Annotated in this window: 17 protein-coding genes and 3 pseudogenes; 8 read left to right on the forward strand and 12 right to left on the reverse strand. The window is 57.4% G+C overall.

Features of this window, described 5'->3' with window-relative positions; all coding sequences use genetic code 11:
* Positions 1–52 precede the first annotated feature (52 nt).
* The 4 genes from HZ99_RS28955 (at position 53) to HZ99_RS03125 (ending at position 3,043) form a co-directional block, all read left to right on the forward strand.
* Positions 53–490: a hypothetical protein gene (locus tag HZ99_RS28955; protein ID WP_023628983.1), complete on the forward strand. Its 438-nt coding sequence runs from the start codon at positions 53–55 to the stop codon at positions 488–490.
* Between the two features lie 401 nt (positions 491–891).
* The gene (locus HZ99_RS03115) at positions 892–1,092 is read left to right on the forward strand and encodes a hypothetical protein (protein ID WP_370694611.1); all 201 of its coding nucleotides are present in this window, start codon (positions 892–894) and stop codon (positions 1,090–1,092) included.
* A gap of 240 nt (positions 1,093–1,332) precedes the next feature.
* Positions 1,333–2,577, forward strand: a complete 1,245-nt coding sequence (locus tag HZ99_RS03120) for an ATP-binding protein (RefSeq protein ID WP_023628980.1) — start codon at positions 1,333–1,335, stop codon at positions 2,575–2,577.
* Between the two features lie 232 nt (positions 2,578–2,809).
* On the forward strand, positions 2,810–3,043 hold the full coding sequence (locus HZ99_RS03125; protein WP_023048074.1) for a hypothetical protein: 234 nt from the start codon (positions 2,810–2,812) through the stop codon (positions 3,041–3,043).
* Between the two features lie 329 nt (positions 3,044–3,372).
* On the opposite strand, the gene HZ99_RS03130 is transcribed toward HZ99_RS03125, so the two are convergent.
* On the reverse strand, positions 3,373–4,491 hold the full coding sequence (locus tag HZ99_RS03130) for a site-specific integrase (protein WP_028688847.1): 1,119 nt from the start codon (positions 4,489–4,491) through the stop codon (positions 3,373–3,375).
* A 117-nt stretch (positions 4,492–4,608) separates the two neighbouring features.
* On the opposite strand from HZ99_RS03130, the gene HZ99_RS03135 reads away from it, so the two are divergent.
* Positions 4,609–5,598 carry a site-specific integrase gene (locus HZ99_RS03135; RefSeq protein WP_023628979.1) on the forward strand — a complete coding sequence of 330 codons (990 nt, stop codon included), beginning with the start codon at positions 4,609–4,611 and terminating at the stop codon, positions 5,596–5,598.
* A 298-nt stretch (positions 5,599–5,896) separates the two neighbouring features.
* On the opposite strand, the gene HZ99_RS27555 is transcribed toward HZ99_RS03135, so the two are convergent.
* The 5 genes from HZ99_RS27555 to HZ99_RS03155 form a co-directional block, all read right to left on the reverse strand.
* Positions 5,897–6,181: a LysR family transcriptional regulator gene (locus HZ99_RS27555; protein ID WP_071576115.1), complete on the reverse strand. Its 285-nt coding sequence runs from the start codon at positions 6,179–6,181 to the stop codon at positions 5,897–5,899.
* A gap of 10 nt (positions 6,182–6,191) precedes the next feature.
* A complete protein-coding gene (locus tag HZ99_RS29475; RefSeq protein ID WP_223194054.1) occupies positions 6,192–6,524 on the reverse strand; it encodes an ArsR/SmtB family transcription factor in 333 nt (110 codons plus the stop codon).
* Positions 6,525–6,533: 9 nt separating this feature from the next.
* The gene (locus tag HZ99_RS03145; RefSeq protein ID WP_023048077.1) at positions 6,534–7,205 is read right to left on the reverse strand and encodes an alpha/beta hydrolase; all 672 of its coding nucleotides are present in this window, start codon (positions 7,203–7,205) and stop codon (positions 6,534–6,536) included.
* Complete coding sequence (locus HZ99_RS03150) at positions 7,202–8,017, reverse strand: DODA-type extradiol aromatic ring-opening family dioxygenase (RefSeq protein WP_023048078.1); 816 nt, start codon at positions 8,015–8,017, stop codon at positions 7,202–7,204. Before HZ99_RS03150 ends, HZ99_RS03145 begins: the two co-directional genes overlap by 4 nt.
* A gap of 462 nt (positions 8,018–8,479) precedes the next feature.
* Entirely contained in the window at positions 8,480–9,379 is a 900-nt protein-coding gene (locus HZ99_RS03155; protein ID WP_023048079.1) for a LysR substrate-binding domain-containing protein, read from the reverse strand.
* A 162-nt stretch (positions 9,380–9,541) separates the two neighbouring features.
* Between HZ99_RS03155 and HZ99_RS03160 the strand changes: the two genes are divergently transcribed.
* On the forward strand, positions 9,542–9,898 hold the full coding sequence (locus HZ99_RS03160; protein ID WP_023048080.1) for a putative quinol monooxygenase: 357 nt from the start codon (positions 9,542–9,544) through the stop codon (positions 9,896–9,898).
* A 94-nt stretch (positions 9,899–9,992) separates the two neighbouring features.
* The gene (locus tag HZ99_RS03165; RefSeq protein WP_023628975.1) at positions 9,993–10,787 is read left to right on the forward strand and encodes an SDR family NAD(P)-dependent oxidoreductase; all 795 of its coding nucleotides are present in this window, start codon (positions 9,993–9,995) and stop codon (positions 10,785–10,787) included.
* A gap of 308 nt (positions 10,788–11,095) precedes the next feature.
* Here HZ99_RS03165 and HZ99_RS03170 read toward each other — a convergent pair.
* The 3 genes and pseudogenes from HZ99_RS03170 to HZ99_RS03180 all read right to left on the reverse strand — a co-directional run.
* Positions 11,096–11,270: pseudogene (locus HZ99_RS03170) on the reverse strand (transposase); the annotation flags it as partial.
* Between the two features lie 291 nt (positions 11,271–11,561).
* Positions 11,562–11,966, reverse strand: coding sequence for a DoxX family protein (locus tag HZ99_RS03175; RefSeq protein WP_023048084.1), 405 nt, complete (start codon positions 11,964–11,966; stop codon positions 11,562–11,564).
* 83 nt (positions 11,967–12,049) lie between these two features.
* Positions 12,050–12,694, reverse strand: a pseudogene (locus HZ99_RS03180) (NADPH-dependent F420 reductase); the annotation flags it as partial.
* Between the two features lie 88 nt (positions 12,695–12,782).
* On the opposite strand from HZ99_RS03180, the gene HZ99_RS03185 reads away from it, so the two are divergent.
* Entirely contained in the window at positions 12,783–13,727 is a 945-nt protein-coding gene (locus tag HZ99_RS03185; RefSeq protein WP_023048086.1) for a LysR family transcriptional regulator, read from the forward strand.
* A 39-nt stretch (positions 13,728–13,766) separates the two neighbouring features.
* On the opposite strand, the gene HZ99_RS03190 is transcribed toward HZ99_RS03185, so the two are convergent.
* From HZ99_RS03190 to HZ99_RS03200, 3 genes and pseudogenes are all read right to left on the reverse strand, one after another.
* Positions 13,767–13,964, reverse strand: a complete 198-nt coding sequence (locus tag HZ99_RS03190) for a tautomerase family protein (RefSeq protein ID WP_023048087.1) — start codon at positions 13,962–13,964, stop codon at positions 13,767–13,769.
* 233 nt (positions 13,965–14,197) lie between these two features.
* Positions 14,198–14,653 (reverse strand): annotated as a pseudogene (locus HZ99_RS03195) (IS5 family transposase); the annotation flags it as partial.
* A gap of 214 nt (positions 14,654–14,867) precedes the next feature.
* Positions 14,868–16,022 (reverse strand): acyl-CoA dehydrogenase family protein, encoded by a 1,155-nt coding sequence (locus tag HZ99_RS03200; protein WP_023048089.1) that lies wholly within the window; start codon positions 16,020–16,022, stop codon positions 14,868–14,870.
* Positions 16,023–16,038: the final 16 nt, after the last annotated feature.

Below are 16,038 nucleotides of genomic sequence, written 5' to 3' on the forward strand. Positions count from 1 at the left end.
TTTTTAGTGCTTCTGGAGCTATGCTATATACAGCTTAAAAGAGGGTGTGCTGATGTTTATTACGTACAAGCGCGCTGAAATCATGTATCCAGCGCTGTTTGGAGACGACTCCCAGATGTGGCGATTCGTCGAGCTCGATGATCATCGCCCTTGGTTTTACGTGATGATTAACCGCCGCCAGAAGGCAGCCGCATGGAGGACGATGCTCTTGATTCCAACGGAGGATGAGTTCGAGCAGATGCTAGTGAAACGCGCTGAAGGAACACTGATTGAGGCAGTTCAGGTGGTGTTGCCATCGCGGCTGAATGGATCCGGTAATTGGACGATGGAGATGCTCATAGAGCTCGTTAGGGTCTATGATCAGGACGAGCGAGTCATGGGTTACGACTTTAAGACGGCCTCGGGCCATACCTACTCTCAAAGAGACTGCCGCCACACCTTGGCTGCAGCAAAGCAACAAATTTACTGCTCTTCGATGCGTCTTGTTTGAAGGAGGGGTCGCTGACTGGAGCAAGCCTTGAAGGAGTGCTAAAGACGCCCACGTCAGCGCCATGGCATCAGTGGCGCGCATCGCGCACATGCAATTTGCTAGTTCGTCCAGAACGGATAGCTTGGATCGTCTGTCGCCGATCAGCACTGCCCCAAGTGCGGTCTTATCTGCGCCGCAAATGCTGCACAAAATGGCGTCCGCCATTAACTCGATCTGCCGACCGTACAACAGGCCATGCCGAAAGGTACGCATGGCGAGATAGGGCGGGATCCGGGCTCATTGTGGTCCGCCTGTGCCAGGCGTTGGCGACGCCTGACCGTACAGGCGGTTACCGGAGTGATGCTGGCGGGTCGCAGGCTCGCTGCAGCAAGCTGATTCACTGGACCCAAAGGAGCCTCTCAATGAAAATCACAGCGGCGGAACAGTTCGAATGCGTCAGTGACGTCCTTTGTGATGTTTGCGGCGATAGTACGCGTGTTGAAGGATATGGGTTGCAATTTGGGACCCTTCAGGGCAGTTGGGGATTCGGCTCGGTTCATGATGGTGAGCGTTATGAGGTCCATCTCTGCGAACCCTTTTTTTCAGAACAATGGCCGACCTGAAGAGCGCGCGGATGGTGAATACCATGTTCATCGACGTCGACGAAGACTTAGGCAATTTCGGACGGGTCGCTCGCGATGATTTTTTTCAATGACGGAGGCAGCTTGGCTTGATAGGTAACTCCAGCTGGACCAACATTTGCCGAGTCTCGGGTATGCAGGTGATGGCGGGGTGAAAAGCTTGGATTTAGCTGTTTATCGGCCCATTCCCGCTGTTCGCTATTCCTATTAACGCGGGTGCATATGGACCCCGTCTGCAATCCGTACTCCCCTGGCGCTGGTACGCCTCCACCTGAGCTGGCAGGTCGCGATCAACTGCGCGAGCGGGTCCGTCAGTCGATCGGGGGAATTCGCGTGGGCCGACCTGCCAAAAGCGTAATCCTGGTTGGGGTGCGGGGTGTCGGCAAAACAGTACTGTTGAACCAGATGCTGCGAGATGCCGAAGCCTCGGGCAATCTCGCCGTCTACGTTGAGTCATCCGAGTATCGCTCTCTGCCAGCGATACTCGCGCCACAGCTCCGTCTCGCCTTGCTGCGGCTGAGCTGTATCGTACCTGCCAAGAACGCAGCGATAACTGGACTGCGAGCCTTAGCCGGTTTTGCCAAGGCTTTGGAGCCGAAGTTCAGCGATCTCAAGGTCGGTATTGACTACGAAGCCGAGGCAGCTCTGGCGGGCAAAGGTGATCTCGAGGAGGAATTTACAACCCTGCTGACTAAACTCGGTGAAGCCGCCAAAGCAGCTCACACCGTCCTTGTTATTTTCGTGGATGAGCTGCAAAACGTAGCAGAAGAACAGCTCGCCGCGCTTATCGCAGCGCTGCATCGCGTCTCGCGATTGATCTTGCCGGTTGCCCTCGTCGGTGCAGGCCTCCCACAACTCCGACACCCTGCTGGACATGTGAAAAACCACGCGAAGCGCCTCTTCGACTACCTAGAGGTCGGTTCGCTGGAGCCACACCAGACGCGTCTGGCCTTTGTAAAACCAGCGGAGGCCGAGGGCGTGACTGTAGACTCAGAAGCGGCCGACATGGTTGCTCACCTCACACGCGGCTACCCTTATTTCATTCAAGAGTGGGGCAGTCATGTCTGGGACGCAGGGCAGAATAACCACATCACGCTTGCAGACGTCCAGAAGGCGTCCGGGCACGTTATTGCTGCTCTGGACGAAGGTTTTTTTAGGGTAAGACTCGACCGAATGACCGTGGCAGAACACATTTATTTGCGCGCCATGGCTTCGCTTGGGGAGGGGCCTCATCGTTCGGGCGACATTGCGGCATCCCTGGGCCGTACAAGCCGATCTCTCACCTCAATTCGCAACTCCCTGATTAGCAAAGGGATGATCTGGTCGCCGCCCCACAACGGCGCCGCTTTTACCGCGCCGCTGTTCGATCTGTACATGTGCCGGATCATGCCCGGTGACAGCTGGCGGTCTAGCCTTCCAAGGGCTGACGGCATTTTTTGTCCACCTGAAGAGGGCTCAGATGCTTAGAAGCGAATGCACTCATCTTGCTACGGCTACGATGGTTTGTTCACATCAAGGCTGCTGTCACATCGACTCGAATTTGCACGTACGCTGTGGAGTGCTGAGCGGCTAAGTCGAGGCTTCACTGTGTGCGTCAAAAATGGGATCGACTTACCTGTGATCGGGGCGTAGGGTCGCTCATGGATATCTTTTCTACGGGCAGCATCGACATCAGGCTGGCAGGAGCAGAGAACAGAGCATGAGCGAACTCAGTGATGATGAAATAGACCGACTAGAGGCAATGATTCCTAAGCTGGCCGCCGTCGCCACTAATGCTGCGTATCTGCGTGCGGTTGCCGCAGGGCATTCACTGATAATGGCGAAGGATGGCGTGCTCGTACAAATTCATCCTGACGGTTCGGAAAAAAAGCTTCGCGACTTGTGCAGCAAGCACAGGGTCGAGTCTGGTAAGACTTTCAGTGTGGGTATTTGAAGCGCACCTGCCGACCAGGCGTATTCATAAGGCGAGCGCAGGCCACAGCGACTGGTAAGCACTTGACTATCTTGCCCCTGCGACGGAGCCTTCGCTGTCTAGCGCAGGGCCGCCAGCTGTTTGCTTAACTACCCGAGTAGACGAAGCATGCTGAGATGCTGGCTGCTTGGGCGTCGCCATGCGGTCATGTATTGGTTACACCCGGAGTTGCGAGTGCCCAGCTGGGGTTGCGCATCAATTCCGCTACCGTGCAATGGACTCATAACCAGGAGCTCCACCTCTCAATAGGACACGCGTGCGCGGCATTTTCCGACGCGGTGCGTCGACCGCTAGTCAGGCTGGTTGGTTGGGCCTGATGGGGCGGGCAGGGGTTGAAGCAACATCGAGGCGCGGCTGCTCAGCAGCACTCCGGCTTGGAAGTAGCCCATAACGGTTTCGACACTGCGATGTTCAGTCATGGCCATCACTTCACCCAATGGGGCCCCCTGGCGACCCGCTTCCGTTACAAAGCCCGAGCGTAAGCTGTGCGCGGCCCAGTCGCCGTCGAGGCCAGCCAATTTGGCGCGGCGCTGAACGATCCGTGCTACCTGATCAGACGATAGTCCGAACGGGCTGACTTTGCCGCCCTTGTAGAGGCGCCGAAAAAGCGGACCGGTATCGGCGGGCGCGGCGATGAGCCAAGCCGTCAACGCGTGTGCAGCGCGACCCAGCAGAGGTTTTTCGCGACGGGATCCCGTGGTGTCTGTTTTGGTGACGCCCAGCGTATAGAGCCAAGTGTCTTCATCCAGTTTGCGCACATCGTCGACCTGCAGGCCGGTCACCTCGGATCGACGACGCCCGCCGCCACTCCACGCCATCAGGAGGAGGGCGCTATCACGAGTACCGCGAATGCCATCCGTACAGGTCGCCAACATGGCCTCCAGAGCCTCCACCACAGCTGCCGTCTTTTTGCGGACAACTACCCCCTGGCGCGCCTGGGCTTTTCGCGCATCTCGCAGCAGCGTTTTCACTGCCAGTGCTTCAGTTGGGCTTTCCCAGTTGTTGAAGCGATGCCACCTGCCCAGTGCCGAAAGCCGATGACATACCGTGTTGTAGCTCAGAGGTCCCGGCTTTGCCTTCACACGTGCCGCGACTAACGCGGCATCGATGGTCGGCGGTAGCAGATAGGTCCATGCACCATTTGCCAGTGGGCGCGCCAGGTGATCCACCACGAACTGAATGACTACAGTCGACTGTACAGGCGCATCGCCCATCGCAACGCCGTAGCGCAGGTGCAGCCAAGCCGACCAGTAGGCGAGGGCGCTGCGATAGCTCCGTACCGTGTTTTCGGCGGTGCCGCTGGCAACAAAGCCTGCGGCCGCCTCCTGAGCCTTCAACGCCAATCTACTGGGGTCTAGGGTGGGCTCGTCGATCAACGGCATCTGATCAGTAATATATGATACGTCCAACGTATTATATTTCCACTATCCAATAAATAAGGTCGGATAATCTTTAATTATCCAAGGTGAGGCGATTTTTTCGTCGTTTGGCAGTCGCTCACCAGTACATCAAGGGGATGTGCGTCGATGAGCCACGAGATCGAGCGGTACCTGCAGGCCGGTACCCGCCCCAACACCCGGCGCAGCTACCGGCAAGCGCTCGAGCACTTCGAGGTCGCCTGGGGCGGCTTTCTGCCGGCGACCAGCGATGCCATCGTGCGTTACTTGGTCGATCACGCCGCCACGTTGTCCAGCAACACCCTCAAGCTGCGCCTGGCGGCCTTGGCGCAGTGGCATGTCAGCCAGGGCTTCCCGGATCCGACCAAGACCCCGCTGGTTCGTCAGATCCTCAAGGGCATTCGTACCTTGCACCCGAAGCCGGAGAAGCAGGCCGAACCGCTGCAGCTGCGCGAACTGGAGCAGTGCGTGGCGTGGCTGGAGCGGGCGGGCGAGAAAGCACTGGACGAGGGCGACCTGCCGCAGCTGTTGCGCTGCTGGCGTAATCGCGCATTGCTGCTGATCGGCTTCTGGCGCGCCTTTCGCAGCGACGAACTGTGCCGCCTGCAGGTCGAGCACATCCAGGTACGGCCGGGGGAGGGCATGCAGCTGTTCCTGCCGTGGAGCAAGGGCGACCGTGACAACCAGGGACAGACCTACAGTGCGCCGGCGCTGGCCCGCCTCTGCCCGGTGCAGGCCTACAACGACTGGATCTGTGTCGCCGGCATCGCCCGCGGTCCGGTGTTCCGCGGCATTGACCGCTGGGGTCACCTGCGCGAGCAGGGCCTGCACCCGCACAGCGTCATCCCGCTGCTGCGGGCGGTACTGAAAGCGGCCGGATTGCCCGCCGAGTTGTATAGCAGCCACTCCCTACGCCGTGGCTTTGCCACCTGGGCCACGCGCAGTGGCTGGGACCAGAAGGCGTTGATGGGCTATGTCGGTTGGCGCGATGCCAAGTCGGTACTGCTCTATGTGGACAGCACCGGCTTTTTCCCCGGGCAACTGCGGCCGATGGTGCCAGGCCTGGAGGCGGAGGCTTTGTCGAGTTTGCCTCGTCCAATTGCACTGCCGGGCAGTTGACCGCCTCAAGCCATTCAGCACTTCCGGTGATGGCTGCTTTGTTTCCGCGGAGCAATTACACCCAATGCTGGGCTTTGGCCTTGATGTGGCTGGTGTTATTGATACGTATCGAAAGGGCGACGGTAAACCATGAGAGTTCGCCATCAGATGATTGCTCAATTACAGACAGGAATGTTCAGCTTGCGTCGGCATAACATGATGCCACCAGCGACATAGACTCCAGTCATCTGTCAGTCCACCTGACACCGCCAGTCATGAGAGGTTAGAGCAGGCCAATAGTGCTCTGCTGCAAAGAGGATTATCTAAAGTTCGATGCTAGTGTGGCTGTAATCAGTCTCATCGCTGGACATAATTCAGAAGCAATTTTTTTCGCTTTCGGTGTTGCCACAATACCCCTGCCCGAACGAGTAAAGAGCGGATCATTAAATTTGTCACGTAGCTTGACCAGCGAATTGCTTACGGCTGGCTGTGTTACGCCAAGACTCTTGGCTGCTAACGTTATACTTTGTTCCTTGTAAATACACATAAAAACCACCAATAAATTGAGATCGATGGATGCAAATGTGTCCTCGCGAATAGTCATGGCAGAGCTCTCAAATCCCCTTTACAGCATCGCTTTCAATGTTTTCACCAGCATTTCGATGGTGTATTCGCAGCGTTTGAAAAAAATGGATCGGGCCGAGCTTTTGGCAAGTAATCAATCCTGTGCGATGCAGCGTGCGCAAGTGATCGGACACGGTCGATTGGGCCAACTTGCACTTGCGCTCAATCTGGCCGGCACACACACCGAGCAGGAATGCATGTTCCTGCTGCGGAAAGTGTTTCTCTGGGTCACGGAGCCACTCAAGGATCAACCGGCGCTGGGGGCTGGCTAACGCTTTAAGAAGTAGATCCACTTCCGTAAGTTTACTGCGGGAGTTCACCATCAAGGTCGCTCAGGCGATGTTCAATACAGGCTTCAGCCACTGAATGAAATCTTCCACTTCTTCATTGGTGATTTCGTGGCCCATGTCGTACAGGTATGTTTCATGATGCACGTTCAGTTGGTGCAACCAGGCATCCGCTTTTTGTGCCCAAGACACGGGGAGCTTGTTATCACCATAGCCATGAGCAATAAACGCCGATAGCGAACTCAATGCTTGAGCGCTGGCAATGTGTGGTGCCAGCTCAGGGAGAATTCTGCCGCTGAACAAGCCAAAGCCTAGCACGCAATGAGGGGCGCTAAGCCCGACGCTTGCACTGAGAATACCGCCCTGGCTAAAGCCAGCTATCACTGTAGGCATTTGTGGTAAGGCAGTTACAAGCTCCACTAGTTTCTGGCGGCTGGTTTCCGCTTGCTCTTCAACGATCACCGGGCCTTCGTTGGTGAAATTTACCTGAAACCAGGCAAAGCCCTCAGCTGCGATTTGCAGGCGGCTGCGTACCAGCAATATTTCAATTCCTTCTGGGATAAAGCCGGAAAGGCCTGCCAGATTGGTTTCATTACCGCCTACACCATGCAATAGCAGGAGACGTGCACGAGGGGCAGCAGCACGGATTACCCGACGATAGACAAGGCCGGATTGCGGTTCTTGCTGCAGTTCTGAAATGGCTAGTGGCAGGTTCATGCTTGAGTAATCTCCTGAGTGGCGGTTGGGCTTTTGAACAGGTAGCTGTCCATAGCCAGTACGCCGTCGGCGACACCGCCCTCTAGCACATCCACGGCGTAGTGCTCGCCTGCGGCACCGAGCGCCAGAAATAGCGGCAACAAATGTTCTTCACTGGGGTGCGCACGCTCGGCCTCCGGGGCATTGCGGCGGTAGGCGAGCAGCGCTGGCAGGTCACCGGCTTGCAGGGCGTCACGGATCCAGTCGGAAAAACGCGCTACGTACTCAGCCGGGTCGCCGTAGTTGCTACGGAACTCATAAAGGTTATGGGTCAGACTGCCGGAGCCAATGATCAGCACGCCCTGATCGCGCAGCGGCTTGAGTGCCTGGCCAAGCTGCCAGGCACCCAATGGATTGAGCGGGTGGGGCATGGACACTTGGACCACCGGGATATCCGCAGTGGGCAATAGGTGCAGCAACGGCACCCAGGCGCCGTGGTCCAGGCCTCGATTCGATTCGGTAGTTGCGGCAATCCCATTGCGGGAAAGCAGGTTGCAGATTTGCTCGGCCAATGCAGGATTGCCGGTTGCAGGGTATTGCAGGCGATACAGTGCTTGCGGAAAGCCTCCGAAGTCGTGAATGGTTTCCGGCGCCTTGCTGCTGCCTACACGCACGCTCCCACGGGTCATCCAGTGAGGAGAGACGATTACGATGGCGCTAGGCCGTGGCAGCGCTCGGCCTAGCTCAGCCAGGCGTGCCCCGGCCTGGCCGGGTTCGATGGCAAAGGTTGGTGCTCCGTGGGACACGAACAACACTGGATAGGCCAGACTCATGGTTGAAATCCTGCTTAGATATTGGGGCCGCAGCAGCAAGAGGTGGACTGATCGGCGTTGCAAAGCGTGTGCGCCGCTCACTGACCTGCCTACCCACAGCGCACTGATTGGCTGGGGATGGCTCAAAGTTTATAGATTCGATTTTGGAGATAAACTCAGATATTGGTGAATAACTATCTCGAAAACCGGGATAATTGGCGGTCACTTGTCGACTCTTCAGGCCGCTGCCAGCCGGAGCGCTGAGCTACACATCAAGGTGCCAATATTGCCCCCTGCGCCTGGCCAGAACGCAGGTTGGTGAGTAGATCCCTGGTCGGCGGGCTCTAGTATTTGGGGGCTCCCTGGCTTTGTTACAGATCAGTCCGCGCTCATCGCTATGGCTGCTGAGTGGCACCCTGAGTTAATGGGGCTGGCGTTGATCAACCCCGCGCCAAGGTCGCGCAGTAGCTGTCCGTTCTGCCGTTAGCTGTGGCCATACAGCTTCAATAACTCGTCGACCAGGTAACGAATTTTGGGCCGCAGATGATTGCTCTTCGACCATAGTGCGTGGACCTCGACAGGCGCCGGTTCAAAGGGCTCGAGTACCGTAACAACAACCTGCTGGGCGATGTCCTTTTCAAATAGACAGAGCGGCATCTGGCAAATACCGAGGCCGGCTCGCGTGGCTTCAATCATCGCTTCGGCATCGTCAAACTGATAGGTCGGTGGTGGCGAGAACTTCAAGGATTGCCCGGCCTGGGCCATTTTCCAGGGCATTAGGCTGCCGCGGCGATAGCCGACGATGCTGCGGTGCTGGCCCATGTCCTCGAGCGTCAACGGCGTACCATATTCTTCCAGATAACCCGGCGCTGCACAGGTTACCCAGCGGTGTGACGTCAGGCGTCTGGCCACCAGGCCGGGGACGTTGTCGACGCTGCCAAAACGAATGGCCAGGTCGATACCTTCTTCCGTCAGGTCCACCAGTTGGTCGCTAAAGGTCAAGGTCAGTTGCAACTGCGGGAAGCGTTTGCTCATCTCCAGTAGCACCGGCAGTACCACCTGTTTACCGAACGCGACCGGCATGTCCACCCGCAAGCGCCCTGTGGGCACGCCTAACTTGTTGCCGAGGTTGCTCTCGGTGGCCTTGATCTCCTCCAGCGCATTGGACCACACGGTGAAGTAGGCCTCGCCATCCGGAGACAGGGACAAGCGGCGGGTCGAGCGATAAAACAGGCTGGTACCCACCCGTGCCTCCAGCCGTGCAATCGCCTTACCTACGGCCGACTTGGACAGCCCCAGGCGCTCGGCTGCCTCTGTGAAGGTCGCAGAGCGGGCGGTGGCGAGAAAAATATGGATGCCGCTGAAGGAATCTTCGGAGGTCATTGCCGTTTTCCTAGGCGCAAGAGTTGGTAGCAAATTACGCTACCTATCTGTGATTTCAAGGTTGTTTATCAGCTTGCTGCTCTACCTTAGCATGGCTGCTGACTCAGCAACCCTCTGCATCTATCGCATGGGGTTGGTCATTTACTTCTGTGAGGACGCCCCATGAAAGACGAAGTCATCAGCATTTTTACCCTAAGCCTGGCTCCGGAAGACTTCCCTGAATTTAAAACGCTGGTTGCCAAGATTGTCGCCGCTACGAGCGAAGAGCCTGGCACCTTGATGTACGAATACAGCGTCAACGAGGCTCGCACTGAGGTGCACATTATCGAGCGTTACCGTGCCGATGCTGTCGTTAACCATATTGAAGAAACCTTCGCGCCGTTCGGCGAAAAGTTTCTCGAGCTGGTGAAAATCACCAGCCTGCTAGTTTATGGCAACCCAGACGCGCCGACGCGCAAGCACCTGGATGCCTTTGGCGCGGTGTACATGAATCCGTTTGATGGGTTTACCCGGACCTGACACCGCCAGTCAGTAGCCGGCGGACAAGACCGCTGACTATTCAGCAACCGATCTAACCTGCCGGGTACTACCTGGCGCTAGAGGGTCAATACGCATGCACATCAATCTTGCCGGCAAGACCGCTTTGGTTACTGCCTCCACAGGCGGCATCGGCTTCGCCATTGCCCATGGCCTGGCGCTCACCGGCGCTATCGTGATCATCAACGGGCGGAGTGACAGCTCGGTCGAAAAAGCCCTGGCACGTTTGAGCGAAGCGGTACCGCAGGCCACCTTCAGCGGAGTCGCGGCTGATCTGGGCAATGCCGACGGCGTTGGCGTTCTTACAGCTGCGCTTCCCACCATCGACATTCTGGTCAACAACGCCGGCATCTATGGTTTGGCCGATTTCTTCGAGGCCGATGACGACTGCTGGGAAGACTATTGGCAAACTAACGTAATGTCCGGTGTTCGCCTGAGCCGCGCGTTGGTTCCAGCCATGGTCCAACGAGGTTGGGGTAGGGTGGTGTTTATCTCCTCGGAGTCAGCCCGAAATATCCCGGCCGATATGGTTCATTACGGCGTAACCAAGACGGCGCAACTGGCGTTGTCGCGTGGCTTGGCCAAACGTGTGGCCGGCAGCGGCGTAACCGTTAACAGCGTGCTGCCAGGCCCGACACTGTCTGATGGCTTGGCTGAGCTGCTCAAAGGAGAGTCTGCCCGCTCCGGCAAATCCTTGGAGGCCGTCGCTGCCGAATTCGTCATGACCCACCGTCCCACCTCGTTGATTCAACGTGCGGCCACGGTCGATGAGGTCGCCAATATGGTCGTCTATATCTGCTCCACCCAGGCGTCAGCCACCAGCGGCGCTGCGCTGCGGGTCGATGGCGGCGTGGTGGACGATATCCTCTGAACCCTTGACTACCTGGCACGTGTGTTCCGCACGGGTGACCTGAAGGTCACCGGCGCGCACGCTGTCAGTGAGTGAGCAGATCTCCAATCGATTCCGCTGCCAGTTGATACGAACGGCAACGCGCCGTCGGGTCGTAGATGCGCGCATCAATCATCAGTTCGTCTACGCCGGTGGTAGCACTAAACAACCACCGACTGAAGTCGGTGGGTTAGTGAATTACGGATTGAAAGTCCGGATACGCGTCGGCTGAACGACGCGTCGCATTAGTCCGGCTCCATCTTGAAATTATCGTTCGGGCTCGGCTCTGGCATCAAGTGACCCTCCACGATCCGGCACTCACGCTGCCTCGCCAACTCATGTAGCACCTCCCCCCAGGTGCTTGCGGATCGCTCCGAAGATCGCCTTCTTACGCCTCTTCGGGATGAATACAACGTGGTACTTACAGTCCCACTTCGTGTGAGCAAGGCTTTGGTAATCTCTCATTGGGTACCCCTATCTCTTGGTCGAGATAGAAGGTTCCTGATGACCGCATCACACGGTCAACCTCAAGGAGTCCCTCGGCTAAGCCGGGGGATTACCTTGTTTATTTAAGACTTGAAAGCCAAGCGGATAGATCGTCCAACTGCCTCGATATCCCATGCCCACTCGACCCTTTCATGTGCTGCGTACGCCGGACCGGGGCATGACACCAAGGCTGAAAAGCTTTCTGGATTTTACCCTTGCCAAGTTTGGCGAGAACCCGGCAAAGGCAACCTGGCCGAAAGCAGCGAGCGGTTAGTTACGTGCTGAACGTTTCAAGGCGAAGGCTCCGTCATCCAGCAGCGCCAAGGCCAGTGCAGTGAATGCCAGAAAGACCGGGTATTCCCAGCCACCATTGGCGTTGGTGAAGCTCCAGCCATTACCGAAGTGCACGCTTGCTGCCACCAGCAGTTGCACGGTGGCTAGGGCCGCTACCCAGCGAGCGAGTACACCAAGGATCAGGAACAGGCCGCCGACCACTTCAAAGGCAATGACCGGATAGGCAAGAAAGCCGGAGAAGCCAACGGACTCAAAGAAACCTGCTGTGCCGGCCGGGGTGAACACCAGCAGCTTGGTCAGGCCATGAGCGAGAAACATCACGCCAAGGATTAGGCGTAGTACCAGGGCGGCATAGGGGAGGGTGCGGCTAGCGGCGGTCATGGGTGTTTTCCAATACGGGGAGTGTGGGTTGCCCGGGGCCACAGCTGTTTCGGCCGTGGCGCCAGGCATTGGGTAAGTGGGAATTAACGATTGAGCCAGACCGGCGCGATCTGCGTGCCGAGCCCTGCGCCATAGCCGAGGTAGATGTTCAACCCGGCCAACGCTTCCAGATAACGCGCGTTTACCAAACCGCCGGCATCCACGGTTTTCCAACCCAGGCTTTGCGCAAGAGCAACGGCGGTTTGTTTGGCTCGTGCGCTATCGCTGGCCAGGAACACGCTGCCTTGCTGCTCGTTGGCAAATGTGGGACCGCTGGCCAGCACTTGGGCGAACAGGGTGTTGAAGCCCTTGACCAGCTCCACACCTGGCAGCGCCTTGGCGATTTCCTCCGCTGCACTGGTGCTGTGGCCGATGGTCAGACCCATGTAGTCGGCTGTCAGCGGGTTGGTGATGTCGATGACCACTTTGCCTTCGAGACTGCCCAGACTTTTCAGCGCGGTTAAGGCGTCCTGGTAAGCAGTGGCGACGATCACCACTTCGTTCTGGCCAAGGGCCTGATCAGCGGCGAATGCTTCGACGTTTTGATGCTGCGCGGCGAGGGCGTGCGCCTTGTCCAGATCACGGCCGGTGATACGAACATGGTGTCCAAACTGGGACAACTGTTGAGCGAAAGCCGAGCCCATGTTGCCGGTACCGATAAGGGTAATGTTCATGTCTTTTGCCTCGTGCTGTGTGTGATGGGATCCAGTTTAAAGATTCGATTTACGAGATAAACATGATTTAATGTGACTTATAGTTCCGATAAGTGAGGCAATAATGGATCGCGCGTTGGAGATGCAGGTGTTTTGCGCCGTGGTCGACAAGGGCAGCTTTGTCGGTGCCGTCGATGCGCTGGAAATGTCCAAGGCCGCCGTTTCCAGGCATGTAAATGCGCTGGAGGAACGCCTGGGCGTACGCCTGCTGCAACGCACCACGCGACGCTTATCACTGACCGAAGAAGGACGGGTTTTCTACCAGCAAGCGCGGGAAGTGCTGGCGTTGATGGGGGAGGCGGAAAGCGCTGTTTCTTCGGGCAACCATGAGCCTGCCGGCGTGCTGCGGGTCAATGCGCCGGTGAGTTTTGGTGTGTTGCACCTGGCGCCGCTGTGGACTGCCTTTTTGGAGCAAAACCCGAAGATTGAGCTGGATATCAGCCTGAACGATCGCCAGGTCGATTTGGTGGAGGAGGGGTATGACGTCGCGGTGCGCATCGCCCGGTTGGAAAGCTCTTCACTGGTGGGGCGCCGGTTTGCCAGCACGCGGATGCGCCTGTGTGCAGCCCCGAGCTACATCAAAAGCCATGCACCAGTAGAAGTGCCGCAAGACCTGGCCGAGCACCGGGTGATTGCCTATAGCAACTTTTCCAGTGGGAACGAATGGAGTTTTACCGGGCCCGATGGCGAGCATAAGGTCAACACGCGTTCGGTCATTCGCTGCAATAACGGTGATACATGCCGATCTATTGCGTTGACTGCTGGCGGCATTTTGCTGCAGCCAAGCTTTATGGTAAGTGAGGATCTTCGGCGGGGTGATCTGGTGGAGTTGCTACCGGAGTATCGCTCGGTAGAACTGGGTATTTATGCCGTCTACCCAACCCGCAAACACCTGGCATCCAAGGTGCGGGCATTTATCAATTTTCTGGTCGAACAGTTTGAGCAGGTCGACTGGGAGTCCGGCTACCCAGCACAAAAGAGCCAAGCCCGGGCTGCAAAGAAGATGTAACACTCCTTGCAGCCCACTGGCCATTAACGCCGAATGACCTTAGGTCTTCTTCGGATCGTCGCCGAACAGCTTGCCTGCACCGGCCCAATCCGATGGCGCCACGTCTTCAAAAATGACGTAGATGTAATTGGCATCGGTACCGGTGTTTTTCACGATGCTCTGGGTGATTTCTGCAGCGACAGCTTCCTTCGCGGCGTGGTCTTTTCCTTCGAACCAGCTGACTCGTACAACGGGCATGGAGTGATCCTCTATTCAGGTTGGGTTTAGCGCGATTAGGGCTAACCATGCGGTCAGTCCGGGCTCAGCCAATCAATGCAGCAGAGCAGTCGAGAGAGAATAGGAGAGATACAGAAGGCGATAAACACGCTGTAAATCGCCTATATGTAGAAATTATTTCTCCAATCAGCCCGCCATTTACCGGCGCACCGGCGATCAACAGTTGCTAAGTACCGCTAGGGGCTGTTGCCATTTCACATGGGTAGCCATAGGAAGGCACAGGCCATGGCCACCACGCTCTCGTAATTTCTCTTGAGCTTGTCGAATCGAGATGCCACCGCCCGGTAATGCTTCAGCCGGGCAAAGGCGTTTTCCACCAGGTGCCGATTGCGGTAAAGACCTCTGTCCAGATCCGCGTTGCCTTTCACGGAGTTACGCTTTCTCGGGATCACGGCCTTGGCCCCTTGTAGCTCAACCTGCTCCCGGATTCTCTCGCTGTCATAGCCCTTATCCGCGACGATGGTTTCTGCCGCCGGGAGCTTGGAAATCAACGCGGGTGCCTGAGTGCAGTCATTGATTTGGCCACCTGTGATTTCAAACTCGATGGGCAAGCCGTGGGCGTCCACCGCCAGGTGAATCTTGCTGGTATTGCCAGCTCGACTTTTCCCTATAGCCTCATCGTTGCCGCTGGCAGCGCCTGCACTGTGCTGTGCGACCTACTGTGGCGTAGTTGGAATTCCAGTTTCGTGCAGCTACCCCGCAGTTCATCTGGGGGTAGGTTGACGGGAAGCTCGCAGGCTGAGGCTTTCGGGACCACACCAGTGGAACACGCACTCATGTCGAACAACTACCTTGAAGCCAGGATGTGGCGCTATTGAGTCTCGGCGCGACTGGAGCCCAACTGGTGTCAGAGCAGGTGCCGTGTCACCGCTGCGCTTCGCGGATCATGTTACGGGCGATAACCACCTGCTGAATCTGTGTGGTGCCTTCGTAGATACGGAACAGCCGCACGTCACGGTAGAAGCGCTCAATGGCGTACTCGCTGACGTAGCCGGCGCCACCGTGGATCTGCACGCAGCGGTCGGCGACACGACCGCACATCTCGGTGGAGAACATCTTCGCGCAGGAGGCTTCGGTACTGACGTTCTTGCCCTCGTCGCGCTTGCGCGCGGCATCCAGCACCATGCAGCGGGCCGCGTAGATTTCGGCTTTGCTATCAGCCAGCATCGCCTGGATCAGTTGGAACTCCGCGATGGGCTGGCCGAACTGTTTGCGGTCCAGCGCATAGTGCAGGGCATCGTCCAGCATGCGTTCGGCTGCGCCGACACTCAGTGCAGCGATATGCAGGCGGCCCTTATCCAGCACCTTCATCGCGGTCTTGAAACCAACGCCTTCGACGCCGCCTATCAACTGGCTGGCGGGCACTCGCGCATTTTCAAAGATCACGTCGCAGGTATGGGCGCCTTTGTGGCCCATCTTGTGGTCCGTCTTGCCCAGCGACACGCCGGGTGTGCCGCGCTCAACGATAAAGGCGCTGATACCGGAGGCGCCTTTGATTTCCGGGTTGGTACGGGCCATCACCGTGTAAATGCCCGCGTGTGGCGCGTTGGTGATGTAACGTTTGGTACCGTTGAGGATGTAGCTGTCAGCGTCACGCACAGCATTGGTTTTCAACGAGCCCGCATCGGAGCCGGCATCTGGCTCGGTCAGGCAGAACGAGCTGAGCAGCTCGCCGCTTGCCAGTTGCGGCAGGTACTGGTTGCGCTGCTCCTCTGTACCGTCAAGCAAAATGCCGATTGAGCCAATGCCGTTGTTGGTGCCGATGTAGGAACGGAAAGCCGGTGAGGTGCGACCCAACTCGAAGGCGATGTTTACCTCTTCCTCCATAGTCACGCCCAGGCCGCCATAGGCTTCCGGAATCGTTAACCCGAACAGGCCCATCTCGCGCATCTGATCGACGATGTCCTTAGGGATCGCATCCGTTTCAGCCACCTCGTTTTCCCGAGGAATCAGTACCTCACCGACGAACTGGCGAAGAGAATCCAGCAGAATCTGCAGGGTTTCGGTATCACGGATCATGTGCGCTCCTCTGGGC

The organism is Pseudomonas fluorescens (assembly GCF_000730425.1).
Taxonomy (GTDB): Bacteria; Pseudomonadota; Gammaproteobacteria; order Pseudomonadales; family Pseudomonadaceae; genus Aquipseudomonas; species Aquipseudomonas fluorescens_X.

Coding starts and splice junctions, on each gene's coding strand:
- HZ99_RS03150 (WP_023048078.1), bottom strand. CDS start 8,017: ATGAGTCTGGCCTATCCAGTGTTGTTCGTGTCCCACGGAGCACCAACC.
- HZ99_RS27555 (WP_071576115.1), bottom strand. CDS start 6,181: ATGACTATTCGCGAGGACACATTTGCATCCATCGATCTCAATTTATTG.
- HZ99_RS03160 (WP_023048080.1), top strand. CDS start 9,542: ATGAAAGACGAAGTCATCAGCATTTTTACCCTAAGCCTGGCTCCGGAA.
- HZ99_RS03190 (WP_023048087.1), bottom strand. CDS start 13,964: ATGCCCGTTGTACGAGTCAGCTGGTTCGAAGGAAAAGACCACGCCGCG.
- HZ99_RS03120 (WP_023628980.1), top strand. CDS start 1,333: ATGGACCCCGTCTGCAATCCGTACTCCCCTGGCGCTGGTACGCCTCCA.
- HZ99_RS03115 (WP_370694611.1), top strand. CDS start 892: ATGAAAATCACAGCGGCGGAACAGTTCGAATGCGTCAGTGACGTCCTT.
- HZ99_RS03155 (WP_023048079.1), bottom strand. CDS start 9,379: ATGACCTCCGAAGATTCCTTCAGCGGCATCCATATTTTTCTCGCCACC.
- HZ99_RS29475 (WP_223194054.1), bottom strand. CDS start 6,524: ATGGTGAACTCCCGCAGTAAACTTACGGAAGTGGATCTACTTCTTAAA.
- HZ99_RS03125 (WP_023048074.1), top strand. CDS start 2,810: ATGAGCGAACTCAGTGATGATGAAATAGACCGACTAGAGGCAATGATT.
- HZ99_RS28955 (WP_023628983.1), top strand. CDS start 53: ATGTTTATTACGTACAAGCGCGCTGAAATCATGTATCCAGCGCTGTTT.
- HZ99_RS03135 (WP_023628979.1), top strand. CDS start 4,609: ATGAGCCACGAGATCGAGCGGTACCTGCAGGCCGGTACCCGCCCCAAC.
- HZ99_RS03175 (WP_023048084.1), bottom strand. CDS start 11,966: ATGACCGCCGCTAGCCGCACCCTCCCCTATGCCGCCCTGGTACTACGC.
- HZ99_RS03145 (WP_023048077.1), bottom strand. CDS start 7,205: ATGAACCTGCCACTAGCCATTTCAGAACTGCAGCAAGAACCGCAATCC.
- HZ99_RS03200 (WP_023048089.1), bottom strand. CDS start 16,022: ATGATCCGTGATACCGAAACCCTGCAGATTCTGCTGGATTCTCTTCGC.
- HZ99_RS03165 (WP_023628975.1), top strand. CDS start 9,993: ATGCACATCAATCTTGCCGGCAAGACCGCTTTGGTTACTGCCTCCACA.
- HZ99_RS03185 (WP_023048086.1), top strand. CDS start 12,783: ATGGATCGCGCGTTGGAGATGCAGGTGTTTTGCGCCGTGGTCGACAAG.